The 23,942-nt window shown below is 69.1% G+C and carries 19 protein-coding genes and 2 pseudogenes; 11 read left to right on the forward strand and 10 right to left on the reverse strand.

Features of this window, described 5'->3' with window-relative positions; translation table 11 throughout:
* Positions 1–141: 141 nt before the first annotated feature.
* Entirely contained in the window at positions 142–1,242 is a 1,101-nt protein-coding gene (locus ACFWP3_RS20850; protein WP_384223087.1) for a hypothetical protein, read from the reverse strand.
* A gap of 424 nt (positions 1,243–1,666) precedes the next feature.
* Between ACFWP3_RS20850 and ACFWP3_RS20855 the strand changes: the two genes are divergently transcribed.
* From ACFWP3_RS20855 to ACFWP3_RS20875, 5 genes are all read left to right on the forward strand, one after another.
* The gene (locus tag ACFWP3_RS20855) at positions 1,667–2,905 is read left to right on the forward strand and encodes a hypothetical protein (protein ID WP_384223165.1); all 1,239 of its coding nucleotides are present in this window, start codon (positions 1,667–1,669) and stop codon (positions 2,903–2,905) included.
* Positions 2,906–3,128: 223 nt separating this feature from the next.
* Positions 3,129–3,434, forward strand: coding sequence for a DUF6247 family protein (locus tag ACFWP3_RS20860; protein ID WP_384223089.1), 306 nt, complete (start codon positions 3,129–3,131; stop codon positions 3,432–3,434).
* On the forward strand, positions 3,431–3,694 hold the full coding sequence (locus ACFWP3_RS20865) for a hypothetical protein (RefSeq protein WP_384223091.1): 264 nt from the start codon (positions 3,431–3,433) through the stop codon (positions 3,692–3,694). Before ACFWP3_RS20860 ends, ACFWP3_RS20865 begins: the two co-directional genes overlap by 4 nt.
* Before the next feature lie 339 nt (positions 3,695–4,033).
* Positions 4,034–4,819, forward strand: coding sequence for a hypothetical protein (locus ACFWP3_RS20870; protein ID WP_384223094.1), 786 nt, complete (start codon positions 4,034–4,036; stop codon positions 4,817–4,819).
* Positions 4,820–4,930: 111 nt separating this feature from the next.
* On the forward strand, positions 4,931–5,314 hold the full coding sequence (locus ACFWP3_RS20875) for a hypothetical protein (RefSeq protein WP_384223096.1): 384 nt from the start codon (positions 4,931–4,933) through the stop codon (positions 5,312–5,314).
* A 365-nt stretch (positions 5,315–5,679) separates the two neighbouring features.
* Here ACFWP3_RS20875 and ACFWP3_RS20880 read toward each other — a convergent pair whose 3' ends face one another.
* The 7 genes and pseudogenes from ACFWP3_RS20880 to ACFWP3_RS20910 all read right to left on the reverse strand — a co-directional run bounded on the left by ACFWP3_RS20880 (position 5,680) and on the right by ACFWP3_RS20910 (position 11,819).
* Positions 5,680–6,300, reverse strand: a complete 621-nt coding sequence (locus ACFWP3_RS20880) for a hypothetical protein (protein WP_384223167.1) — start codon at positions 6,298–6,300, stop codon at positions 5,680–5,682.
* Positions 6,301–6,367: 67 nt separating this feature from the next.
* Positions 6,368–6,475 (reverse strand): annotated as a pseudogene (locus tag ACFWP3_RS20885) (terpene cyclase); the annotation flags it as partial.
* Positions 6,442–6,762 carry a hypothetical protein gene (locus ACFWP3_RS20890; RefSeq protein WP_384223098.1) on the reverse strand — a complete coding sequence of 107 codons (321 nt, stop codon included), beginning with the start codon at positions 6,760–6,762 and terminating at the stop codon, positions 6,442–6,444. The gene ACFWP3_RS20890 and the pseudogene ACFWP3_RS20885, both read right to left, overlap by 34 nt.
* A gap of 518 nt (positions 6,763–7,280) precedes the next feature.
* A complete protein-coding gene (locus ACFWP3_RS20895) occupies positions 7,281–8,258 on the reverse strand; it encodes a hypothetical protein (protein ID WP_384223101.1) in 978 nt (325 codons plus the stop codon).
* 399 nt (positions 8,259–8,657) lie between these two features.
* On the reverse strand, positions 8,658–9,551 hold the full coding sequence (locus ACFWP3_RS20900) for an AraC family transcriptional regulator N-terminal domain-containing protein (RefSeq protein WP_384223103.1): 894 nt from the start codon (positions 9,549–9,551) through the stop codon (positions 8,658–8,660).
* A gap of 127 nt (positions 9,552–9,678) precedes the next feature.
* Positions 9,679–10,224, reverse strand: coding sequence for a YbhB/YbcL family Raf kinase inhibitor-like protein (locus ACFWP3_RS20905; RefSeq protein ID WP_384223104.1), 546 nt, complete (start codon positions 10,222–10,224; stop codon positions 9,679–9,681).
* A 404-nt stretch (positions 10,225–10,628) separates the two neighbouring features.
* Positions 10,629–11,819: an ATP-binding protein gene (locus ACFWP3_RS20910; RefSeq protein ID WP_384223107.1), complete on the reverse strand. Its 1,191-nt coding sequence runs from the start codon at positions 11,817–11,819 to the stop codon at positions 10,629–10,631.
* A gap of 747 nt (positions 11,820–12,566) precedes the next feature.
* Here ACFWP3_RS20910 and ACFWP3_RS20915 point away from each other — a divergent pair.
* Positions 12,567–13,637 (forward strand): alpha/beta fold hydrolase, encoded by a 1,071-nt coding sequence (locus tag ACFWP3_RS20915; RefSeq protein WP_384223108.1) that lies wholly within the window; start codon positions 12,567–12,569, stop codon positions 13,635–13,637.
* Between the two features lie 258 nt (positions 13,638–13,895).
* Positions 13,896–13,985: pseudogene (locus ACFWP3_RS20920) on the forward strand (IS5/IS1182 family transposase); the annotation flags it as partial.
* Between the two features lie 29 nt (positions 13,986–14,014).
* On the opposite strand, the gene ACFWP3_RS20925 reads toward ACFWP3_RS20920, so the two are convergent.
* Both ACFWP3_RS20925 and ACFWP3_RS20930 read right to left on the reverse strand, forming a co-directional pair.
* Positions 14,015–17,932: a CHAT domain-containing protein gene (locus ACFWP3_RS20925; protein WP_384223110.1), complete on the reverse strand. Its 3,918-nt coding sequence runs from the start codon at positions 17,930–17,932 to the stop codon at positions 14,015–14,017.
* A 125-nt stretch (positions 17,933–18,057) separates the two neighbouring features.
* Positions 18,058–18,342 carry a hypothetical protein gene (locus ACFWP3_RS20930; RefSeq protein ID WP_384223113.1) on the reverse strand — a complete coding sequence of 95 codons (285 nt, stop codon included), beginning with the start codon at positions 18,340–18,342 and terminating at the stop codon, positions 18,058–18,060.
* Between the two features lie 65 nt (positions 18,343–18,407).
* Here ACFWP3_RS20930 and ACFWP3_RS20935 point away from each other — a divergent pair, with 65 nt between their 5' ends.
* The 4 genes from ACFWP3_RS20935 (at position 18,408) to ACFWP3_RS20950 (ending at position 23,213) form a co-directional block, all read left to right on the forward strand.
* Positions 18,408–19,445, forward strand: a complete 1,038-nt coding sequence (locus ACFWP3_RS20935) for a hypothetical protein (protein WP_384223115.1) — start codon at positions 18,408–18,410, stop codon at positions 19,443–19,445.
* 220 nt (positions 19,446–19,665) lie between these two features.
* A complete protein-coding gene (locus ACFWP3_RS20940) occupies positions 19,666–20,151 on the forward strand; it encodes a VOC family protein (protein WP_384223117.1) in 486 nt (161 codons plus the stop codon).
* Between the two features lie 678 nt (positions 20,152–20,829).
* Positions 20,830–21,798, forward strand: coding sequence for an SGNH/GDSL hydrolase family protein (locus ACFWP3_RS20945; protein ID WP_384223119.1), 969 nt, complete (start codon positions 20,830–20,832; stop codon positions 21,796–21,798).
* A 227-nt stretch (positions 21,799–22,025) separates the two neighbouring features.
* Positions 22,026–23,213 carry a hypothetical protein gene (locus ACFWP3_RS20950; protein ID WP_384223121.1) on the forward strand — a complete coding sequence of 396 codons (1,188 nt, stop codon included), beginning with the start codon at positions 22,026–22,028 and terminating at the stop codon, positions 23,211–23,213.
* The last annotated feature ends 729 nt before the right edge of the window (positions 23,214–23,942 follow it).

Genomic DNA, 23,942 nt, shown 5'->3' on the forward strand with positions numbered 1-23,942 from the left:
GCCCGGCGAGAAGGTGCCCCCTCTCCCCTGAAGGTCGGCGGCTTCGGAGCGGTGTCCTGGAGGCCCTCGCGTCCATCTCCCGCGGCACGCGGTGAGAGTCGCCTCCCTCCCCGGGCCCCCCCGGGGAGGGAGGCCTGCCGCCTAGGGGGTGATGACCACCTGGTACGCCTCGCCTTGGAGGATGCGCTCGGACTGAACCTGACGGCCCACGGCACGCCCCGCGTTCTGGTTCTGGTCCGAGGGGACATGGGCCCTGATGCAGGGTGCGACCGGTTCGTTGCGTACGACGTCTACCCGCCATGCGCCGCCGCCCACGTATCGCGGAATGATCTCCGCGCACATGGAGCCGATCGTGCCGCCCTGGCGGCTCCTGGCAAAGGGGAACTCGTCGCATTCGTCATTCACGACCGTGGGGTCGGCTACGAAAGGTTTCGGGGGAGCCTTGCAGGTGTAGTAACTCCTGCTCTTTGCCCTCGCTTCGTCGCTGTCACGCGTGAGCGGCCTTTTTGCAGTTCCCATGGCGTTGTTGTCGCTCAGGTTGTTCTGCGCCCATTCGTAGGCCACTGCGGCGGCCCCGTATTGGGACTTGCTGAGGACCACCCTGGCCAGGCTATCCGTGGCTATACAGCCGGGGGTACTGCCGACCTGCCCGTCACAGGCCACCGAGGGGCCCGCCCACTGCCCGTAGCTGATGACGGGGTAGTCCGCATCGGGGCTCTCCGTCTGGCTCTGGTAGGCGATCATGCTGCGCGAACGCTCGGTGCCGCCCCGGGTAGTGGTCTCGTAGGAGAGGTGTCCGGTCTGGTCCTCCTCGCCCGCGCGCAGCTCGATGGCCCCGCCGCCCCAGGCGGGCGGCCCCGGTATGCACGCGGTGCACGACGACGACAGAGCGAGTCTCACAGTCGCAACACCGACGTACGGGCCGGCGTAGACGGCGATGTTCTCTTGCCACCGTACGCTGTTGGGGTCCAGCGCGGAGCGGGCCGTGACCAGGAGTTCGGCGGTGCCGATCGTGTTACCCGCGCGGTTTTCAAGCACGTAAAGGATGCCGTGCCGCATGCAGTAGGCGTGGCGGTTGGCGACGACGTCCTGGCGTTTTTGGGAGGTGCACAGCGCTTCCGGGCCGGCATCAGGGTCGTCCCCGGGGTCGACGCCGTCCAGGGCAGCGGCGGTGCCGGGGACAGCGGCGGTGCCGCCGCGGATTCGGGCGAGATCCGCGGCGCTGACGGGCCGCTCCCTCATGCAGGTCCGCGCCGCGCCCTGGCGTGCGAGCGTGGAGCCGGGAGTGGTGGCCGTGCAGGTGCCGTGGCCCTCGGGGGCCGCCCGGCCCGCAGGAGGCGGTGCGGCGGCGACTGGTGACATGCCCAGGGTTAGGAGGACTGTGGTGAGGGCGAGCGAGATTGCCGTCGCGAGCCGACGTGAGGCGTGTTTCAAAGGATGGTCCCCTATTCGGTGACGTGCGGGTGCGTTTAGGGATGGAACCTGTCCAACACCCGTGCGCGCCAGAGGCGGAATAGGCCTCTCCATGATCCCTTTTGGCCCGTAGTAGGCTCCCGCCTTTACCTGAATGGCCGCTATGTTCGCCCCTTGACCGATCACATACGACCAGGGGGAAAGGGCAGAGATGCGTCCCATCAAGCCTGTCAGCCGCATGGGCAAAACACTTATGGCCTGTACTGCCTCAGCGGCCTTGGCCACCGTCAGTCTTGCCGTCTCACCGGCCTCGGCCGCACCCGCGAAGTCCGCCGCCGCCCCGCAGGTCAAGCCCGGCGACGCCTGTACGGCGGCCGACCTCGGCACACGCCGCCCGTACGTCAAGACGACCGAAGTCACCCCGGAGATAACCCACTTCAAGGGTTGGTACGTTACCCAAGGCGCCACCGGCTACCAGAGCGTCACCACCAGCACCCAGACCACCATCTCGGTCTCCGTCGGCCTCAACGGCAACGTCCAGGGCAGCTTCGCCGTCGAGACTCTCGCCACCGTCGGCGCGAGCCTTGGCCTGAACGTTCAGGTCAACTACTCCTCCACCAGCAGCGAGTCGAACACGGTCACGTGGAATTTCTCCCGGCCCGGCTACTACGGCGTCTACAAGGGCACGAAGAAGGTCACCGGCACGTACGGAAGCCTCAACTGCAACCGCGTCCAACAGGGCAATGGCAGTTGGGCGTTGAAGTGGATCGAAGGGCCCGGCAGCGGCAGCTTCACCACGTACACCACCCTTGAGGAAGGCGCGGTGCGCTGCGAGGACACGGTGCCGGCCAACAGCATCATGGCCAAGGCAAAGGTCCTGCTCGACTGCGGCTCACCCGCCGCGAAGGCCGAGCACCCGGCGGGTGCGGTGGCCCCGACGGCGAAGCAGACGCAGGACCGCCTCGTGCAGCACCCGGCTCCCACCAGCGGCACGTCCCCCGAACAGCCCCAGGCCACCGGGCGTACCGCGCAGGCGGCCGCCCTGAACTGCCGGCCCGGCGTCTACAAGATCGACGTCCCCGGCAAGCCCCTGAACTGGAGCGCACCGCTCCTGGCCAACGACGGCATCCGCCTGCGCGTATCCACGTTCTTCAGCGCCCATCTGGACAACTGGCGCCTGTGCAACGTGACGGAGAACAACGGAGTCCTCGAGGCGTCCCTGTGGAACTGGGGCAACGGCGGATGCGCGACCATCCCGGCGAACATCGCCAACCAGGAGCAGGCCTACCTGACGACGGTCACCTGCGGGGAGGACGACCTCCAGCGGTTCTACATCTACCGCGACGTACCCGGCAGCTCGAAGATCGGTGTGCAGAACAAGTACACCGGCTCCATGATGGGCCACGACCGGTACGCGGACGGTGAGTTGATCCGCCAGTACTCCAGCGGCAGGCAGGACGGTACGGGTACGTACACCCTGACCGGAGTCTGACGACCACCCCCACCCCGTGAGCGCGGCCCCCGCACATGAACCCCATGAACCCGCCCGCTCGACGACCACAACGTCGGTCGAGCGGGCGGGTTCAAGCTGTTGGGGATCGTGGAATCCACGAAGCCGCGCGCCTCGGATTGCGGCTACCGCATCCGCCCGAACGGCGACGGCCGGGGCCACGGCGCTCTACCGTTGGCGGTAGCACCCGCCGCAGGAGGAGCCGATGACCGCCCAGCCCGAACACACCCCGGCCGCCCCGTACGCGCCCGCACCTGGCGCCGCGGCCGAACTCCTTGCCCGGCTCCGGGCCGACCGCCGCGCCGAGCAGTGGGTGCCGGCGTTCGAGCGGGACTGGGCCAAGGCTCTGGAGGACGCCCGCCACGCCTTCAGCCTCACCCCTCTGCACGAGGTGGTGCGCACCTGGCAGCTGCGCGTGGCCGCGGCCCCGGACGTCGACGCCTTCATGGACTCCGGACAGGACGACTCCGACTTCGTGGACCTGGACGACGTTCTCGGCGGCCGCCCGTGACCGAAGAACAGCCGTGGGCGGTGCGGCTGTCCCCACAGGCCGCGAAGACCCTCGCCGAGCTCCCCGAGCCCGCCCGCGAAACGGTGCGAGACGTCCTGGACATCGCGGTGCGCTCCCCGTGGGGCTGGCCCCAGTGGAACACCGGCGATCCCGAGGGCGAGGACGTCCGCGCCGCATCCGTGGGCCAACTCTCCGTCGTCTACGCGGCCAATCGGCTCACCCGGCGGCTGTCCGTCCTCGGCATCGTCTGGCTCGGCTGAAGCGGGGGAGCAGGACGATCCGGGTTCGTCGTGCCCTCCGCACGGAACTTCTCCCCGGGTTGGCGGGAGGGGGCCGGACTGACTGCCTGGAGGGGAGGAGTACGAGCGGTTCGACGACGCCTACGACCGGATCGCGGACACCTTGTCGCTCGTGGCCCCGTCGGGTCCGGTCGCGGAGTTCCTTCTGCACATCAGTGACGGTCGCGCTTGGTTCAGGTGGAGCGACGAACCATTCGAGGATGACTGAGCCTGCCAAGCCTTGGCGATCTTCCGTACGACCGGCCGTCGGCCTGCCGAAACCGGCGTGACAACAGGCCGGGGCGACGTCAGCCTGGTTCGATGACCACCACGAAGAACGTACTGCGCATACACATCAGAAAGCCGAACGCCGAGGACCCGTACGTGGATCTCGAAATCCGTCCTCTGATCGACGGGGTCGACGTGCTCGAGGAGGCGTTCGCCGACTCGGACGAGGGAGCGCGCTGCGGGGACCCCAGGGACTGGCTGGTACCTGACGGCCCGCTGTCGGCGGGCATCAGACCGCACTGGGTCGATGTGGCCGACCCTTGGTGCGGCTGCCACCCGCCCCTGTTGCACCTGAAGCTGCGGCGCGAGGCCGACACGGTGGTGTGGACCTGGAAGGCCGGAGAGGAAGGCGGCCCCGAACTGCCGGAGTACCGCTTCGACGCCGCGCAGTACGACACCGAGCTACAGCGCGCCGGGCAGGATTCCAGCTGGGAGTGGCCGGCGCAGACGGTCGCCCGGCTGCTGCGCGGCACACTGCGCGCTGAGAAGGCGTCGCTGGACCAGTGGTCGTGCGAGCTCGGCAATGTGTGGACCGATCCCGACAGCCCGGACCAGGTGCTCGTCTACTTCCTCCGCGACGAGCATTCCGGCAAGAACAGCGTGCGACGGGTCGAGGAGTTCGGCGCGAGGCTGACCGTGACCGACGAGGACCCCGCCCGGCAGGCCGAGCGGCTCGCCCGGGCCTTCCTGACGGGTGACCCCCGGGCAGCGGACGGCATACAAGTGGCCCACCCGCCGGCCGAAACCCTCTCCGACTGGCTGGACGGATACGGGCACTACCACGGCGAAGGCCCATTGCCGTGGAAGCACTTCGAGTAACGGCGCCCTGAGCATCCTGCTGCGGTGCGGGAGGCAAGCAGGCCTTCCGGTACAACGGGTCATACAGGTGGTGGTGACCGGGCGGGAATGGCCCCTGGCAGTATGGGGCTCGTGAACATCGCGCGCGACTCAGACAGCGGACTCCAGCAGCTGATGGGCTTGGAGGTCAGCGCCGTCTCCTTCGTGCGCGACTACGTCGAGCTGCACTTCGACGGGCCGGTATTGAGGGCCTTGAGCGACCCATCGGGTGTGTACGGGGGCGCCAAGTGGCAATTCCCCGTACCGGGGTCGCTGGACCTCATGCGCTGCTACATCGGCGAGACCGTCGACGGATGCGAAGAGGACCCGGAGCGGATCCTCGCCCTGCATTTCGGTGAGCACCGCTTCGTCATTCCGCTGGACGACGGATCGAGCCTGGGCCCCGAGTCGGCGCACTTGGTCGGCGTCGACGAGAGCGGCCAGACTTCCGTCCGCGGTGGGATGTGGATTTGGTAGCAGGCTCTGGGCCCTGAAAAGCCAGGTCAGGAGCTATGTGAGGGGAACCCTCCGGCTGGGTGATTGCCGTGTGGAGGGCTTCGCGGAGCATCGGGGCCCGCACGAGGTCCATTTCGGGCCGGCGCACGGGGCGGCCGTGGCTGCCGGCACTCCGGATCCGGGGCCGGGGGAGCCCTTCCGTACCGGTGGGAGCGGCAGGCCGGCGGATGCGTTCCCCACCTTTGCGGGGTGTCCCACCGGCCCGTCCGTCTTCCGCAGTGCCGAGCCCGCGTCCCGGCAGCTCCCTCGGCACGCCGTGCATGGGTCAGCAGGCCAGTGCGACGAGACGCGGATAGGTCAGGTGCTCCGGAATCCGGGCGATCGTGTCAGTTGGGCACCAACGGCATCAACGCCAATGCGCCGCCGGCCAGAAGGAGGAGTAGTCCGTCCGTACTGCGGGCGCAGATCTTGAACAGCACGCGGCCCCACACCAGATCAGTGGAAGCCCACCCGGGTCTTTGCGGGTCGTAGGTGAGCGGAGGCTGCGGCCCGCGGAACTTGCTCCGGTGGTTGTGCTCCACACCGTCGGCGTCGGTGTACTTGTACCAGGCGGCCCCGCCCGTGGTTCTGAAGTCGAGCCTGCCGATCACGGTGATCCCGCGCTTCTTCAGCTTGAGCTGGAGCCGTACTTCCTCCGCCGCGAAGAGCAGCATGAGCAGGCCGCTGAAGTCCCTGCTCTCCGCCTCTTGCGGCTGTTCCAGGGAAGTGACGGTGACCCGGGCGCTGCCGCCCGGGTCCCGCTGCTCGGGCAGAGCGGCGGTCAGTGCGGTGACGAACGCGGTGGCGGCGGTCGCGTTACCGCCGGCCACCCGGTGCACGACCCGGTCGGTCAGGACGATCTCGACGTCCTGGCCGCAGGGCGGTGCGCTGGTGTAGCGGCGTGTTTGGGTCTGCCAGGTGTGGTAGCCGCTCATCCAGGCCCTCATGATGTCGATGTAGGCGGCCACGGCGGTTCGATCTGAGCCGGTGGTACGTTTCCATGTCGGTGGGAGTCCCGCGGAGCCGGCCTATCGCCTCGTGGGTCTGAGTGGCGAAGTAGTACTCCCACTCGTACGCGGTACGGGCCACCCACATCGGGGGTGCGCCCTCTACACAGCGCGCCCACAGGCCGGCGAACGCCACCGAGCACGCGTCGGCCCCGAGGCCAGGGCAGCGCCGTGCACGGTATCGATCAGTTGTTGGCACACGGTCGCGGTGCGGGCGGGGTTCTGGCCGAGAGGGCCGTCAAACTGGTCATCGAAGACGAAGAAGAACGCCATCGCGTCCCCGCGCAAGTCCAGCTCGGGGCCTTGTGCGTAGGGGAAGCCGCAGGCGGCCAGGAGGGGAATGGCCCACGACGCGTACCACTCCAGCGAGCGGCCTTCCCCGACAAGGCCCGTGTGCCGCACCCACCCCAGATCCTGCGGCACGAGCCCTCCGTGAAACGAGCCGGTCGCAGCCGGGCCAACTCCCCACCAGCTTCCGATATGGAGCTCACGGTCTCTCGGTTCCGCGCGTGACGAAGCTGGCTGTCAGCCAACTAGTGGCCGGAAAGCGCTGACGCTGACCGAGTCGGCGGGTCACCCCCTGTTGAGCATCCTGCGTTCCTCCGTCCATGTGTCTCCCGCGATCTCGGCCGCGACACGGCGTCAGAAGTGCACGGCGCCCAATCGGTGTCGTGAAGGAAATCGCAGCCGCCCGACGACACCCATCGCGGCCTGGAGCATCGAGCGCATAGCAAAAGCACCGCCGCCCCGGACCACCGAACCAGCCATCGCACGCCGGTCACCTCCGGCCCGACGCCCCACGAGCCCTGGAGGAGTGGGACGGGTTCGCCTATACCCACGCCGACGCCCCCAACCTTGCAGCCGCCCATCGGGAAACCGGGGCAGGGTCAGCCCGGCGGACACCGACTGCCCTCGTTCGAGACCGGGAGCCGCGGAACAAGCTAAGGCTGGGCCAGCTTGTGGAAGAGCGCGCCGATCTCCGCCCGGTCGGCGACCAGCGGGAGGGTGTCGAAGTACAACTCCCACTCACCGCCCGGGCCGAAGCGCTCCACGATCCCGAACGGGATGTCCTTGCCCTTCGGTCCGGAGACCGTGCCATGCCACTCCACGTAGGTCGTGGTCCTGCCGAAGGCAACCTGGCCGGCCTTGAAGCGGACGTCCGCCGTGCCGAAGAACCGCTGGAGATAGGCCCGCTTGCCGGCCTGCGTCGACAGCGGCGCGTCCAGCCCCGGCCCCGACAGCCGTGCGTTTCCCATCCGGGCGAGCAGGGCGTCGGCGTTCTCCCCGTTCCATGCCGCCAGGCGGTCCGGGATCTCGGCAGCCCTCAAGCGCTCAGGCGCCGGGCCCCGGAAGGGAGCCGGGCCGGAGTCCGCGATCCCGTCGAACAGGCCCTCGGGCGCCAGGTCTGGGACCGTGTCCCGGAACAGCACGTAGCGATCGTAGTAGCGGCGGGCCTGGAGGGTTTTGCCGTCGTCCCCCAGGACATTGCGCGCGATCTGCGGGTAGGCCACCTTGTGGCCCTTGAGCGTGACCTCGTTCCACTGGCCGAACATCACGACACCGCCGTCGGCCACCACGTCCGTGCCCCTGTAGCGCAGGTCGGGTACCAGCCTCAGCGATCCGGTGATGGACGTGCCGATCACGGTGTGGCCGCGCTGCGGGGCGCTGCCCGCCTCCCAGAGGGTGGCCTCCTCGTCGAAGATGTCGAGATAGGCCTTCACCCGGGGGTGGCTCAGGTCCCCGGTGGCCGGCGGGGTGGCGGTCGGCAGCTCACCGAAGGCGATCTGACGCCGCATGAATGCGCAGGCGTTCGGGGTGATCCGGCCCTCCAGGCGCTCGACCTTGGCACGCACTTCCGGGCAGTCGCGTTGGGTGGCGCTCTCCTCACCGCCCGGCAGCGCCGCCGCTGAGGTCGCCACCCCCGCGACGATCGCCGCCACCGCAACTCCCACCACACCACGCCGACCCGCGAACATTCCGTACCTCGTCTCGTTCCCGCCCGATGCGGCCCCCTGCCGCTCGTGTGGACCAACATGCCCGCCGGCCGGGGCAGGGGTCGATTACTCCTGGGGTAATGGCCAAGGTCAGAGGGGGTGTGAGCCTTCGCCGCAGGCAGGCAGGTCTGGCCCGGAGCGCGACCACTGCATGGAGATCCACAGCGGCCCCCGCGGACGCCGAAGCCCTCGCCTTCCGCTCCGAGTACCCGTCCTGGATCGCCGTGCGCAGCCTCGCCGTCCGACTCAGTCCCGCAGCCAGACCTGGTGAGCACGCGATGGCCCCCAAACCCGTCGCCGTCTCCTTCGGCGGAGCCCCCGCGGTCAGGCCGTCGCCACCGCAGCGTGATCGGTACGGCCCCGCATGCGTGCCGCGTCTGCGCGCGGCGGCGCGCCGAACTGGCGTTTGTACTCACGGCTGAACTGCGAGGGGCTGTCGTATCCCACGCTGGAGGCGACTCCGGTCACGTCGTTCGGGCGACGGGCCAGCAGCAGCCGTGCCGCCTGCAGGCGGATCTGCTTCTGGAACTGGATCGGGCTCATCGCCGTGACCGACTGGAAGTTCCGGTGGAACGCGGAGACGCTCATCCCAAAGGACCGGGCCAGGTCCTCGACGCGGAAGGCCTCGGCATAGTTGTCGCGGATCCAGCCCACGGCTCGGGTGATGTGGGTCAAGCCACTGTCCGCCAGGCCGAGCTGCCGGACGGCTTCGCCCTGCGCCCCGGTCATCAGCAGCCACAGGATCTCCCGCTTGACCAAGGGAACCAGCACCCGACGGTCGCGCGGCCGGTCCAGCAGGCGCAGCAGCCGCACGATCGCGTCGATCAACTCCGCCGGTGCGTCGCTGACCGTGATCCCGGGCCGGACCGACCGGGTCGAAGGCGGCAGGTCGCCCGGCCCCGCCTGCAACATCAGCTCCGCGATGACGGCCGGCTCCAGCGTCATGCCGAAACCGAGTTCCCGTCCTTGGGCGATGCGTCCGACCACCGGCAGGTCGGCCGAGGCGACCAGGTACTGGCCGACGCCGTACTCGTACACCCTGTCTCCGAGCGCGAGCCGCTTGGCCCCCTGGGCGATGACCGCGAGCACTACGCCGGACATCGCGTACTCCGGCTCGGCGTCCGGTTCGGCTCGGCAGATCCGGACGCCGTCGATGGCCGTGCTCAGATCGGGCCGCGCATGGCGGCCCAGCAGGTCGCGGAGCTCGTCGAGGGACATGTCCCCATCTCACCACGCGGCCGGCACGATCCCCTACCTGGAGCAGGATCGTGCAAGGACGCGCGGAGATCGGGCGAGTTCCCGCGAGCTGGGCTGCGGGGTAGGGGCGGAGCGGCCCGCCGGGCGGTTACGCCCCGGTCCCCTTCTCCTCGTAGTGGGCTATCAGCCGGCCGCGGGCGATCGCGTGGAACCGCAGGTGGAATCCCACCAGGGCCGGTGTCGCGTCCGCATCCGGGCCCAGATTCTCCCGGTCGACTGCGTACACCGTGAACACGTACCGGTGCGGGCCGTCCCCTTCCGGAGGCGCTGCCCCGCCGAAGTCCCTGCTGCCGTAGTCGTTGCGCACCTGCACGGCGCCGGCAGGCAATCCTTCGAAGCCTCCGGTTCCGGCTCCCGCCGGCAGCTCGGTGACATCCGCCGGGATGTCGAAGACCGTCCAGTGCCAGAACCCGCTGCCGGTCGGTGCGTCCGGGTCATAGCACGTGACCGCGTAGCTGCCGGTGCCCTCCGGCCCGGCCGACCAGCCGATGTGCGGCGAGGAGTTGCCCTTCGCGTATACATGGGCCTCTGGGAGCGTGCCACCGTCGGTCAGGTCCGTGCTGCTCACCGACAACTCGGGCACCGGCGGGTGGAAGTCGTGCGGCAGCGGACGCCGTAGCACCTGATCACTCATTCTCTTCGTCCTTCTTCGTGTCCATGAGGGGGTGTTGCCCCGGGGGCCCGGGGCACGTCCCCATCGGAGCACGAATCCGGCGGCAGGAGGGTGCCACCAGGAGGATCATGCAAGAACGGGCTACCTTTACCCGGCACGAGGCGCTCAACGGGTCCAGCGGACGGGCTGCTCGAGCCCGGTGACGGGGGGCAGAGCGGCGACCTGAGGCGGCCGGCCTCTGCCCGCCGCTACGGCTTCGACATCGCAGCGCGGTGATCGACGCGGACAGGCGTTCGGTTCGGCCGGACCCGCTCGGGGCGGGCCGATTGATGAAGAGTAATCCCGAACGCTCGTTTCCTTGTTGGCGATCCCCGGTGCGGTGTTCCGTGATGGAGGCAGAGACCGGCCGAGCGGGAAGTTCTTCGTCACCGCCTCCCGTGTTTGGTAGGGGCGTTGAGGATGTGGCGGATGATGGCCGCGGCTTCGTTCGGGTGGTGGTCCAGCCAGTCGGTGAGGTGTTCGCGGATGACTTCCTGGACGTAGGTGTCTGCTTCGGGGTTGCCGAGCTTGGTCCTGGTGGCGCCCTCGAAGACGGGATGGGCGAGCTTTACGGAGACGACTGCGGTCAGGCCCTCGTGGATGGCCCTGGCCGTGATGTCTGCCTCGTCCGCGGACAGTTGCTGCTGCCGGCGCGCGTAGTCGTTGATGAGGTCCGTGAGCGCGGTACGGAAGCCTTCTTCGTGTGTGCCGCCCTCGTGGGTGCGGGTGCTGTTCGCGAAGGAGTGGAATTCTCCCGGGGACCAGGTGTTCCACTGCAGGGCGACCTGCACGGAGATCGTCTTGTCCTGGTTCTCCGACTCGAAGGCGATGGCGGGGGAGTGGACGAGGCTCGGGGGGTAGGGGTTGAGGTGGGTGACGTAGGCCCGAAGGCCGTCCGTGTGGAGGTAGCGGACAGGCCGCTCCGGACGCTCGTCGGTGAGTGAGATGGCCAGGCCCGCGTTGAGGAAGGCCAGTTCCTGCAAGCGCTCCGACAGGGTGGCGAACGAGTAGCGGGTGGTGTCGAAGATGTCGGCGTCGGGCAGGAACTCGATCGTGGTTCCGTGCTTGCTCGTCTCCTCATTCCTCGTCAAGGGAGTGATTGGGGCGCCCTTCTGGTACTCCTGAGTCCAGCGGTGGCCATCCCGGTGGACCTCGACGGTGAGACGGCTCGACAGCGCGTTGACCACGGACAGGCCCAGACCGCTGAGGCCGCCGCAGACTACGTAGCCGGCGTGGGGTTTGGGGCCGAAGGACAGCTCCGTCAGTTCGCGTTCGACAGCAGACTTGCCGGTGGGCTCTTCCACCTCGACGGACACTCCCCGCCCGTTGTCAGCGATGCGAATGCCGCCGTCCGCGGTGATCGTGACGTCGATGACGTCGGCGTGTCCGGCCAGGTGCTCGTTGACGGCGTAGGAGACGACCTCGTACACCATGTGGTGCAGGCCGTGTTCGCCGGTCGAGCCGATGTACATGCCGGGACGCCTGCGCACGGCTTCGAGGCCTTCGAGTATCTGGATGTGGCTGCCGCTGTACTGATTGACGTTCGCGTGCTGACTGGGGTTGCCGGTTTCGGTCATGAAGCACCCTCCCTGGGCTGTCCTGAGCATGGTGGTGGGTCGAGGTCGCCGAGGCAGCCGAAGCTGCTTCCACGCTGCCGCCGGTGCATGCCCATCCTAGATATCTGGAGGTAAATGTGCAGGTCAGGCCCTATGTGATGAGGTCACAGGTGGTCGCGTCGACGGCTTTGCCGAGGCCGCCGGCCTGGAGGGTCGCTGCTGGGACCGGAGCATCGCAAAGGTCCAGTGGAAGGCGTGCGGCGGGTGTTCTCGGCTGGTCCTGAGGTGCCTTTCCCTCGCGTTTTTGGCAGGGTCTGACCCGCTACTGAGGCCGGCGGAGAGGAGTACTGCGAGGGCCGTGAGCCGGGCGGCGGCGGTGAGCTTCTCGCTCCGGCTTTTGGTGTCGGAGACCTGCTTCTGCCGTGCCAACCACTTGCCTAGCTCGTCGCCTTCGAAGAGCACGCTCCAGCAGGAACGCGCGGTGCGACCGACACCTCCTGCTGGTCCGGCCGGCCCAACCCCCTGCCTGAGGCTCCCCGTAACCGGAAGGGCTTCGCCCGCCCGCCCCAGGGGTAAGGGGAGCGAACACCGGTGCGACGGGGGCCGCGGCGCGGAAGACGGGGGTGACGGGGCGATGAAACGGACAGGGGTGCGGGCGTCGGCGGGGCCGCGGGGCACGCGATGACGGCTCCGGGGCCGGGACCCACCACCGGCATGGTGACCCGCGCGCGTGCGGCTCTGGCCGGGGTCGGGGGCGCACTGGGGATCTTGATCGGGATCTACGCGGATGAGGCCCGCGCCGTGCTCGCCTGGGTCGGGGCGCATGCCGTCGCGCCGGCCGGTGTAGTGCTCCTCGCCGCGGGCGCCGGCTTCGGCCTCGGGTGGTGGAGCGCCAGCAGGGTGGGTGCGGGCGGTCGGGAAGCGGGCCCCGTGGTGGTAGAGGGTTCCTTCGAGATCAGTGCCGACGACTTCGACGTGGACCTGCCTGCGGACCACATGGTTTTCGGGCGTCGGCTGCGCTACCTGGAGCGAGCCACGACTTCGCGCGACCTGGTGGTTCTGCTGCACGGTCTGGCCACGGACGCCTCGGAGTTCCGCCCGTTCATGGCCTCGGCCCGGCCGCACACCGTCGCGTTGACGGCGTTCGGGCACCATCCGGAAGAGGCGCGGGACGCGCGCTACCGGCCGATCGGCCTTGCCACGCATACCGAGTTGATCGAGGGCGCCATCCGGGCGCTCGCCCGGCGCTACCCCGGCAAACGGCTCGTGCTCGTGGGGTTCTCGTACGGGGCCGACACCGTGTTGCGCCTGGCCGAGCGCTGGGCGGAGCGCCCGGAGCAGCGGCCCTCGCTCGCCGGGGTGTTGCTGTTGGATCCGAACATGAACCGGTCCACTCTCCCTGTCACCCGGGCACTGGCCGGCTTGGACCTGTCCGATCCGGCGGCGGCGTTGCGCGGGATCGTGGCGGGGACCCGCGACCTCGACGCCTTCGCGAACTTCTGCGACTACCTGCACCGGATCGTCGGGAAGGACCTGGCGCAGGTGTGCCGGCATGCGGGCGAGGTGTGGGAGGACGCGGAGGAGGTGGGGTCCTACGAGCGGTTCGTGCGCCGGTGCGAGCGGCTGCGGTCGGTGTGCGCGGGCCCGGTGCGGATCCATTTCTCCACCCGCTTCGAGACGCACTTCAACGATCTGGTCGCGCACGCGCGGCGGCATGGCGTGCGGGGGATGTTCGATCTGCGCCGGACCGATCACTTCGCGTTGTGCGCGGAGGCCACGCTGCGGCCCCAGGTGGAGGCCCTGGTGGCGGGTACGCCAGCCCCCGCTCCCGAGTGGTGACCAGCACAACTACCAACCCGGCGAACGTTCCCGGTCTAACGCCTGATCTGACCGGAGCCCGACGTTGATCGTGGCGGTGGGATGGTGGCTATGACACGCGGCTCAATGTCGAAAGCCACAGAACGCCTGTCCTGACGCCGACCACCGGATGTTCGAATCGCCTGCCACCGAGATGTCCTGAACTGCGGGCCGTCATCCTCCCCGGAGGGGTGGCCCACATCTTTGGTCTCGGTGCCTGACTGGGAACCTCGGCTCGGCGGGTCTAGCCCGGTCGACCGTGCACGGCCGGGCAGCGAGCACCGCATCCTGACCGACGGCCGAGGCATCCCGCTCGCGGTAGCGCTGAGCGCTGCCTGTTCGCCGGCAGGCCCTGATGGTCAGGCGCCGGTGTGGAGGTAGGCGGCCCACAGGTACGGGGTGCGGGTCCGGTCGTAGCCACCGGGCATATCGTCACCGTCGCGGGCTCGGCGCACAGCGGCATGCAGGGCGCGAGCCGACCCATGCGTGTCGAGTAGTCCGTCCGGGGTGCGCAGTGAGGCGTAGAACGTCCTGGCGATCGTGGCGGCGAGGTGGTCGCTGACCTCCCACAGGGTGCCGATGACGTGCGGGAACCCGGCAAGCTGGAATGCGGAGGCCAGGTGGATGGCCTCGTCCGCCAAACGGTCGGCCTCGGCCGAGGCGGTGCGGCATGCGGACAGATAGGCCAATTGGGCACGGGACAGTTCCACGGCGGCGAGGCCGGCGACGGTGAAGGGGTCCTCTGCGTGGTCATGCAGCAGAAGCAGGCTGCGCGAGGGGTCGGTGGGATGGCCGGAGCCGTGACAGGCGAAGTGCGCGACAGCACAACCGGGAAGCTGACCCAGCACGTTGGCCTTCGTCGGAGTCCGTGCGGCACCGGTGTCATCGGATCGGTCGCTCCCCGGCCGTTCCGCCTCGCCCTCCGGTCCCGAAGGGGCCGGCAGCTCCCCAGAGTCGGCCGGTCCTCGCCGGTCAGGTTCCCGCAGCAGCACGGAGGCGGGCAGCATCCGGTGCAGCATCTGCGTCTCCTCGTCCACGTGGTCCAGCCGGCCGAGACCTGGCAGACCCGGCGTGGTGGGCATGGCGACGATCAATCCGCGTGTATCGCCTGCCTGCTGAACCGCCTGGCCCCTGACGCGCTCCCGGGCGTACCGCAGCGCACGCAGGGTGGGTGTGTGGGAGGACACCACCCGGTCCATGACCGTACGCCGCCCGGGTTCCTGCGGAGGGTCCGTGTGATGGCCGGCAGCGTGCAGGGGCAGCATCCCGAGCAGCCCGCCCGGAGACCACCACAGCCGAGGCCACTCCTGCTCCGGCTGCCGGTCGAATCCCAGTGCGTCCAGCACCGGCCCTGCGGCCGCGTCCCACAGCCATTGCAGTACTTCCACCAGCGTGGCCTGCGCGCCGCGCCGCGCGCTTCCCGTCTTGCCCTCAACGGCTCCGCGCAGCGCCGCGCCGAAAACGGCGGCCTTCTCCGACACGAGGGTCTGAGTGAGGTCTGGTAGGTCCATGTACGTCACCCCTGAAGGCGCGAGCAGCAGGGCGCCGCTGCGGCGGTGACTGATGTTGAAGACCACCACGGGCCCTTCCCCGGCTTCGGCGAGGAGCTCCTCCGCACGGGGAGGCATCCCGAAGAAGGCGAAGCCGGGCAGTGAGCGGATCTCGGCTCGGAGTTCGCCGAAGTCATGGGCCAGTCGGTGACGGTCGCGTGCCGTGTGCTCAGCGTCCCGGCCCTCCGCGTACGTCGGGTCGTTCTCCGGGGTGGCCCGGTCGAGAGCGTTCCGCAGCTCCGCGAACCTGCGGGCGAGTTCGGGATGACGCTGTCGCAGGGCGGCGAGGTCGTCGCGGGCGTCGAACGCCTGGCTGAGCAGCACGGCCCGCCCGGTTTCCAACAGCCGCAGGGCGCGGGTGGCTCGCTGCCCGGCCGTACCCCGGGTGCTGGAGAGGACCAGTGCTGCAGCGTCGGCGGACAGCCCGGACAGGCCGCCGATCGCGTGCTGCTGGTCCGATCGCTCCAGGCGGCGCGGTGCTACCTCGGGCAGCAAGAGAACCGCTGCCTCCGCCATGTCCGCCGCCCGCTCGGCGTCCACCGGTGCGAGCAGCCTGGCAGCCCGCCATGCTGCTTTGGCGCGGGCCGAGGGCGCGGCCGCAGTCACCTGCCACGCCGCGATCTGCGCGGCCACCGCCCCATCACGGTCCGCGGTGTCCCCGGTGCGCTCGAAGCGCGACTGCAGCGCGCGTCCCAGGTTGGCCCAGTAGAGCAGTTGGTAGGGCGAGCCGTCCTGGCTTTCGGCAACCGCAGTGCGCGCGAGAGCGACGGCCGAGTCCAGGTCTGCGGCGTTCCCGACGTGCTCGGACCGGTCCTGCAGAGAAATCGCGAGGTTGGTCAGCCGCCCGGTCCGGTCCGGATGGCCGGCGGGCGTGTCCTGGAGCGCGCGATCCTTGGCCTCGATGGCCGCGTCCAGGTCGGACAATGCGCCGGTGTGCTTGTACTGGGACATCAGCGTGCTGCCCAGAGTGGACAGCAGGGCGGCACGCAGGGGGTGGTCGGCCGGTATGTCCTGGATTGCCAGTCGTTTGTGTTCTACGGCCGCGTACAGGTCGGAAAGGTCGCCAGTGCGTTCGAAGCGTGACTGCAGCACACTGCCCAAGGCTGCTTGTCGCAGGGCTCGGTCGGGATGGCCGGGCGGGGTTCTCCTCAACGTCTCCTGTTTGGCGTCGACGGCCGCCCGTAGGTCCGTCATGCTCCCGGTGCGATCGAAGCGTTCGTGCAGCGCACTGCCCAACGACGATGAACGAGTGGCCCGTTTCGGGTCCTCGTCCGCGGTCTGGCGCAGTGCTTCGCGCAGAAGGTCGACAGCCGCGTCCAGATCTGCGAGGGCACCGGTCCGCTCGAACCGCGACAGGAGTCCGCTGCCGAGATTGGCCGTGTACATCGGCCGTCCGGGATCGTCGTCGGGGCACGTCTCGGCCGCCTCGCGCAACGCTTCGATGCTCGCCCTCAGGTCGTCCGCGTCGCCGCGTCTCAGGAACCGCGAGCTGAGCGCTCCGCCGAGATTGGTGAGTCGGGTTCTTCGCTCCTCGTGTTCGGGTGGGGTCGCGCGCAAGGCCGTGCGGAACAGGGAGACGGCAGTGTCCAGATCCGGCAGGTTCCCGGTCCGGTCGAAGCGGTTGTGTAGCTCGCCGGCCAGAGCGGTCAACCGGTAGGTGTGAAGCGGGTGTTCGGGCGGGGTCGCGTCAGCGGACTCGCGCAGGAGTGCGATGGCCGCGTCCAGATCCGCCGTTTCGTCCGTCTGTGAGAACCGGGCAGCCAGCGCGCCGCCCAGGGCCGCCTGCCGGCCGCCGCGCGCAGGATGGTGCCGTGGAGTGTGCTGTTCCGCCGTGCGCAAGCAGTCGACAGCCGCGTCCAGGTCCGCCCTGTCCCCGGTGAGGTCAAACCGCGTGCGCAAGGCCCGCCCCAGGTTGGACATGTACATCCCTGGGTCCGGATCGTCGGCCGGAGCGGCAGCGACTGCGGCCTTGAGCGCGTCGATACCGGCGTTCAACGGGCCGAGGGCCCCACTCCGTTTCGACTCCGACCACAACGCGTTCCCGAGATTGGTCAGCCGGTCGGCCCGCTTGGGGTGCTCAGGCGGTGTGTGCTCAGCTGCTTCGCGCAGAATCCCGGTGGCCGCGTCCGAGTCGGCCGTATTGCCCGTTCGCTCACCGCGGGTCTGCTTGGCCAGCCCCCAGGTCGTCAGGCGCGACGCTCGGCTGGGATGGCCGGGCGGTGTGCCGGCAGCCGCTTGGCGCGATACTTCGATGGCATGTTCGAGATCTGCCAGGTCGCCGGTCTCGTCGAAGCGCGTCTGCAGCACACGGCCCAGATTCGACAGGTACATCGGTTCGTCCGCGTGGCCGGCCGGGCACACCTGGACGGCGATGCGCAGGACGTCCACGGCTGTCTCCAAGTCGGCCCGGTCCCCGTCCCGGTCGAACCGCGCGTACAGCGATGTCCCGAGATTCGTCAGATGGTCCGCACGCCGGGGATGATGGGTCGGGGTGCACCGCACTGCGACGCGGAAGACGTCTACGGTGGCGTCCAGTTCGGCCGCGTCGCCGGCGGCGTCCTGAAACCGCTCGAGCAGTACGTTCCCCAGGTCGAACATGCGGGTCGCGCGGCCGGGTTGACCGCGCGGCGTGATCCGTCCCTCCACCAGGAGCTGCGCGAGCTGTTCGGCTTCCGCGACGGCCTGCGGCCCCTGAGCGGGACCAGCAGATGCGGCGCTGTCATGCACGTCGGCGATCAGACGGAGCCTCGCCACTGCCGCCGCCCGTAGTCCCTCCCACACATCGCCCCCGACATCTCTCCGATTTGTCTGAAGGCTAAGCGCAACAATGGCTGGACGTGATGGAGTTGGCGTCAGCACTCCTGGCCGTACGCACGAACCGAAGGAGCTCCGTGGCCGACCGACCGGACGAAGTTGCCGAGCGTACGAGAACCAGGACGGCCGCCGTCTGCGAGCACCAGGAGGAGATCAGAGCAGAGCTCCATGCAGGAGCACGGGGCGACGCGGAACCCCTGGAGCGGGTTCTGGCTGCCGTGCTCCGTGGCGGAGACCTCGATGCGCCGCTCAATGATCTGCATGCCGCGCTCCAAGCCGACGGGGACGCCCACGGCCTGGACGGCTACGGCAACGAAGCGCACCGGCCCGTCCGTGGTCCGCGCCCTGTGGGGATCACCTCCACTGGCCCCGGTGAGACGGTCTACCTGTGCCCGCAGGCGAGGTGCGCCAGAAACTGGATGCCGCAGGGTTCACAGGCCGTGCCCACCTGCACGATCAGCAGCGCCGGCCTGCGTCGCGCCCGGTTGTGATGATGGTCAACAGCTTCCTCTCCGAACTTGGAAAACGGCTCGCCGAGCGATGGTTCTCCGTACTGGTGTTGCCGGGCGCGCTGTATCTCGCCCTGGCCGTCGTCGCGCACACCCTCGGCCACAATCGGCCCTTCGATCTGCCGTTCCTGATCGACCGGATCACGGCCTGGGCGAGCACCCCCGCCGCAGGCACCCTGGGCGGGCAGATCATGTCATTGGTCGCCGTCCTGGCCGGTTCGGCAGCCGTCGGTCTCGTCGCCCGCTCGCTCTCCGCCTTGGTGGAACGCGCCACGCTGGCCGCGGACTGGCGCGACTGGCCGTCGCCGCTGCGCCGGTACGTCAGCCGGTTGGTCAGGCGTCGCCAGGAGAGCTGGACGACCAGGGCCGCCGCCTGGCATCAGTTGCGCCGCGACGCCCTCGATGGAGCGGTCCGTGGTGAGCGGACCGATTCATCCGAACGACATGCCGCATACAGAGCGATGAGTCGCATCAGTGCCGAACGTCCCGACCGCCCCACGTGGTGCGGTGACCGGTTGCACGCGGCGGCGATTCGCCTGGAGCGGGACTTCCACCTCCAGCTCGATGTCGTCTGGCCCCATGTGTGGCTCATCCTGCCCGACAGCGCTCGGTCCGAGATCACGGCCGCCGGCCAAGGCATCAACCGCGCCACCGCACGGACAGCATGGGCAGTCCTCTGCCTGGTACTCGCCCTCGTCTGGTGGCCCGCGGCGGCGGTGGCAGCCGTCCTCTTCCTCAGCGGCCACCGGGGCTGCCGGGCCGCGACAGACCTGTACGCCCTGCTCCTGGAGTCCGCCGCGCAACTCCACATCCGGGACCTCGCCGAACGCCTCGGCCTCGACGGCACGGGGACGCCCGAGGAGACGGGGGAGCGTGTCACCCGGATGCTGGAAGGTACCCTCCCCCCGCCGCCCTGATGTGAGGTGGAGTTCTCGCTGCTCCCAAGGACGACTCCAAGGTGATTCGCATTCATCTGGTGCCGGGGTTGCCGGCCAGCGGTAAGCGAAGCAGGCAGGCGCCCTGCAAGCGGGCACCTGTAGTGGTCACATCGCCGCTTGACCTGAACCAAACTTGAGCTTCTAGGTTCGTTCCAGAGCCGCAGGAACTGACCAGCGGTGCCGTTCAAGGAGGTTCGCCATGGCCGAGAGCGCAGCCCACATCGAGATTCCCGACCGTTACCGCCATGCGGTGATCCCGCACATCATGGTCGACGACGCCGCCGCAGCAATCGATTTCTACCAGCGGGGCTTCGGCGCCCGTGAGGACTTCCGGATCGACGCTCCTGGCGGCGGGATTCTGCACGCCGAGATCACCATAGGACGGTCGGTGCTGATGCTGGGCGACGCCAGCGTGGACGAGGCCGAGGCAGGCTCCTTCACCGCGCCGACCTCGCTCAGCGGAGGTACGTCCGTCACGCTGCACGTTTTCGTGGCGGACGTCGACAGCCTGGCGGAGCGCGCAGAGGCTGCCGGCGCAGAGATCCTCCAGCCGCCGACAGACATGTTCCACGGTGACCGCACCGTCATCCTCAGGGATCCCTCGGGCCACATGTGGGTATTTCTGACCCATCTGGAAGATGTCTCGGAAGAGGAGCTTCGGCGCCGCCTGGCCGCCGCAGGGTGACCGGTCGCGGTGCGCGTTGACCGGACCGAGTAGCCGGGACGCTGCGCGTTCAGAGGGGCGGCGGGCCGGAGCGCTGGTGAGGCCGAGCGGGTCGGGAGCCGGCAGGGGCCCCGGCTCCTCCGCCGGCCGCCCGCGGAGTGGGCTGGTCCTGGGGGCGGAGCCGGAAGGACCGGGGTGCGGGAGCGGACCGGACCCGCCCAACGGGCCGCAGGCCTGGACCCCGTGAAACAGGGTCACTCTGGCACTGGCGTGCTCGAGCCGTCGTTCCCTCCGCCGATAGCCGGCGCAGTCCCGCGGCGCCAGAGTTCACCGACCTCGCTGCTACCTGCAAGCCTTCCTCCCCGCCCTGGCCACGACGGTGGCTTTGACGGTGCCGGAGGGCCGGGACCTTTTGGCATGCCGGAGGTCGAGCTGGCCGGTGATCGAGAACAAGACAGCCACCGGGAGGACCTGTTTCAGTAGGGACCTTGCAGTCGATCAAGAACCTTCCTGTGCTGTGCACGAAGCACGCGGCAGCGGTCGCCAAGAGTGTTCAAGCAGTCAACACGCTGAATCCCCGTCACCCGCGCGTGGGCGCGCCCCACCGCAAGTTGTGACTGTCTGTATTGGATCTAGTGCGTTTAGTGACTACCTCCTTAGGGTCAAAGGCGACGTCAACACCGTATCCATGGAGGAATCGTGACCCGCTTCCGCATTCGTCTGGCCCTGCTCGGCTCGGCCGCAGTTCTCACCGCAGGCGCCGCCGTCCCCGCCCAGTTCGCCGGGGCGCACCCCGCCGCAGCGGCCGAGCAGCAGCAGTGGGTCGCCCTGGGCGACTCATACACCGCCGGGGTCATCCGGGCCGCGGGCAACACCTTCGAAGTCCCGCGCGACGGCTGTGAACGCACCGACCGGTCCTACCCCCAGGTCATCGACCGCGATCTCGGCGGACTGTTCGAGCTGACCAACGTCAGCTGCGGCGCCGCCACCATTGAGAACGTCACCGACACACCCCAGAACCCGATCGGCCGTCACCTGCCGCCCATCTCCGAGGACCCGGACTACCCCTTTCCCGCAGTTCCCCCTCAGTCCGAGGCGGTAGGCGCGGACACGGACGTCATCACCGTCGGCGTGGGCGGAAACTCCCTCGGTTTCGCCGACTTCCTCACCAAGTGCGCGCAGCTGGGCGGCGAAAACGACGGCAAGGGCACCCCGTGCAAGGACGCCCTGGCCGCCGACGTCCCGGACCGGCTGAAGACCGTACGCAATGACTACGACCGGATGCTCGCCGTGCTCCACCAGCGCGCCCCGCACGCGAAGATCCTGGCCGTCGGCTACCCCACGGTCATCCCTCGGGACGCCTCCAAGTGCAGCTTCGGCGACCTGACGCAGTTCGGCACGATCACCCAGGGCGACCTGGCCTGGCTGCGCCAGGACGTCCTGGAGCCCCTCAACAAGGCCATCGAAGACTCCACCGGCACACAGGACTCCGCCAGCTTCGTGAGCCTCTACACCTCCTCCCGGGACCACAGCGTCTGTGACGACAGCAAGTGGGTCGAAGGCTTCGTCACCCTCCCTGACCAGCTGTCCTTCGTGCACCCCAACGCCCTGGGCCACCGCAACGCCGCCGACCACGTCGAAGAAGCGATGCTGAACACTCTCAGCTGACCTGCGCTCGGCACGGGTACCCGGCCGACGACCCCGCAGTGGACTGGCCTCCGGCACCAGCCGGAGGCCAGTCCCGCGTTTTCCGGAGACCGACGGGGGATGCCACGGCACATCCGGACCGGAGCTCCCGGCTCCTTCGGCGGCGCGGACGCGCCGCAACACGTCTTGCTGTCTTCGGCGTTGTCGCCGGCGTGGCCCTGACCAGTCTGCTGCCGACCGACCCTGCCGTGGCTGCACCGCCCGCCTCCAGGGCCGATGGCAGCGCCGCTCCGCAGGACACGCCGGAGACGTTTGCCCTGGCGGAAGCCAGGAAGACCGGCAAGGACGTGGCAGTCGCCGCGATGCGCCGGGAGACCGGCGACGTGGTCGCGAAGCCGGACGGCTCTCTCGTCGCCACCATGTACACCAAGCCCGTGCGCACGCTCAAGGGCGGTGAATGGCACGACATCGACACCACGTTGCGCAAGGCGGACGACGGCAGCGTGGTCCCGGGCGCGACGCTGCCCGACCTTGTCTTCTCCGGCGGTGGCAGCCAGCCCCTGGTCCGTATCGCGCAGGCGGGCAAGGAAGTAAAGCTGACTTGGCCCAAGCCGCTGCCCGCCCCCGTGCTGGACGGGAACACCGCTGAGTACCGCTCGATTCTGCCCGACGTGGACCTGCGGCTGACAGCCACCGAGACCGGGTTCACCCAGCTGATCGTGGTCAAGACGCCGGTCGCGGCAAAGAACCCGCAGCTGGACCAGCTCAAGCTGGGGCTCTCCGCGCCGGGCCTGACCACGCGCCAGGGCTCAGACGGTGCCCTGAAGATGACCGACTCCGCAGGCGGGACGGTCTTCGAGGCGCCCAAGCCGGTCATGTTCGACTCCGCGGCCGGCCAGGCCGAGGGTGCGGTGGTTTCCTCTGCCGTGCCGGAGGCTGCCGTACAGGGCCCGACGGGCGGCGCCGCGCTGAGGTCGGCTCCCGGGGCAGCTTTCACGGCGAACCCGCAAGCCGGACACGCTGCGGCCGTCAAGGTCTCCGTGCCCGCCGACCAGAAGAGCCTCGTCCTCACTCCGGACCAGGCCCTGCTGGACTCGCCCAGCACGGTCTTCCCGGTCCTGATCGACCCGAACATCCAGACGCCCCGCGCCAACGGCTGGGCAGGCATCTCCCGCTACTGGCAGGACAACGCGTACTGGAAGTTCACCGGTGACTTCGGCAACGGCCTGTGCATCGCCTCCTCCTGCGCCTCCAATGACGTCAAGCGCGTCCTGTACGCCTTCCCGATCAAGGGCTGGGGCTTCGTCGGCAGTGAGGGGAGACTCCCGGGTTCGTCCCAGGCTGCCACCGGGCCCAGTGGTACACGGCCTTCACCCGGTCAGACCTGGGTAGATCGATTCTGCTTACGACGTTTGCGTGAAGCCGTGCATCTATGACGTCCCGGTGGAAACGACGGACACCGTCCATCGTCTGTACGGAAGGTCGTCATGACACACACCCGCCTGGCCGCTCTGGTCGTCGTTGCGGTCCTCGGCGTCGGCGCAGGAGTTGCCGCCGCACGCCCAATGGAGTCTGACTCGGCAAGCTCTCGGAAAGCCGTAACGCACGTAGTCGCCGGCGGGGTGCGCCTGGCGCCCGGGCAGACCGGAATCGCCAACACGCCTGATTGCCCAGCCGGGGAACTGGTCACCGGGGGCGGTAGTTTCGTCTCCTCGAACACTGGTAACCCGGACAGCACCTTCGTCCTGAGCCGCAGCAGCCCCCGCTTCCCCCACGACAGCCGGCCCCAGCAGTGGTCGGTCGCGGGCAGGAACACAGGCAGCTTCCCCGTGGACATCACTGTCTTCGGCCTCTGCTCGGAAAGCACCCTCGGCTCTGCCGCCACAGGCGGGAGCGCGAGCCTGCCGTCCCTCCCGCCCGGCCTCATGCCCGGGAACTCACCTGGCACGCACTGAGCCTCGGGTTCAACGTGCGGTCATCGCACACTGCAACACGATCACTTGGTTGAAAACGGTGACGCCAACTCCCGCCCCATGCCCGCCTATGCGGCAGGGCCCCCGCGGCTGGAAGCGGGTGAGGGTTCCCGCAGGCCAGCTCGGTCACCTCGACCGCCCACCGCACACGCCGATTGACATCAACGGGGAGGTTCCAGAATGGCCGGGGTA

The sequence above is a fragment of the Streptomyces sp. NPDC058525 genome (assembly GCF_042719495.1).
Lineage (GTDB): Bacteria > Actinomycetota > Actinomycetes > Streptomycetales > Streptomycetaceae > Streptomyces.

Excerpts from the sequence above, each read along its gene's own strand:
- ACFWP3_RS20850 (WP_384223087.1), bottom strand. The coding sequence starts at position 1,242 with ATGAGGGAGCGGCCCGTCAGCGCCGCGGATCTCGCCCGAATCCGCGGC.
- ACFWP3_RS20855 (WP_384223165.1), top strand. The coding sequence starts at position 1,667 with ATGGCCTGTACTGCCTCAGCGGCCTTGGCCACCGTCAGTCTTGCCGTC.
- ACFWP3_RS20860 (WP_384223089.1), top strand. The coding sequence starts at position 3,129 with ATGACCGCCCAGCCCGAACACACCCCGGCCGCCCCGTACGCGCCCGCA.
- ACFWP3_RS20870 (WP_384223094.1), top strand. The coding sequence starts at position 4,034 with ATGACCACCACGAAGAACGTACTGCGCATACACATCAGAAAGCCGAAC.
- ACFWP3_RS20900 (WP_384223103.1), bottom strand. The coding sequence starts at position 9,551 with ATGTCCCTCGACGAGCTCCGCGACCTGCTGGGCCGCCATGCGCGGCCC.
- ACFWP3_RS20905 (WP_384223104.1), bottom strand. The coding sequence starts at position 10,224 with ATGAGTGATCAGGTGCTACGGCGTCCGCTGCCGCACGACTTCCACCCG.
- ACFWP3_RS20910 (WP_384223107.1), bottom strand. The coding sequence starts at position 11,819 with ATGACCGAAACCGGCAACCCCAGTCAGCACGCGAACGTCAATCAGTAC.
- ACFWP3_RS20940 (WP_384223117.1), top strand. The coding sequence starts at position 19,666 with ATGGCCGAGAGCGCAGCCCACATCGAGATTCCCGACCGTTACCGCCAT.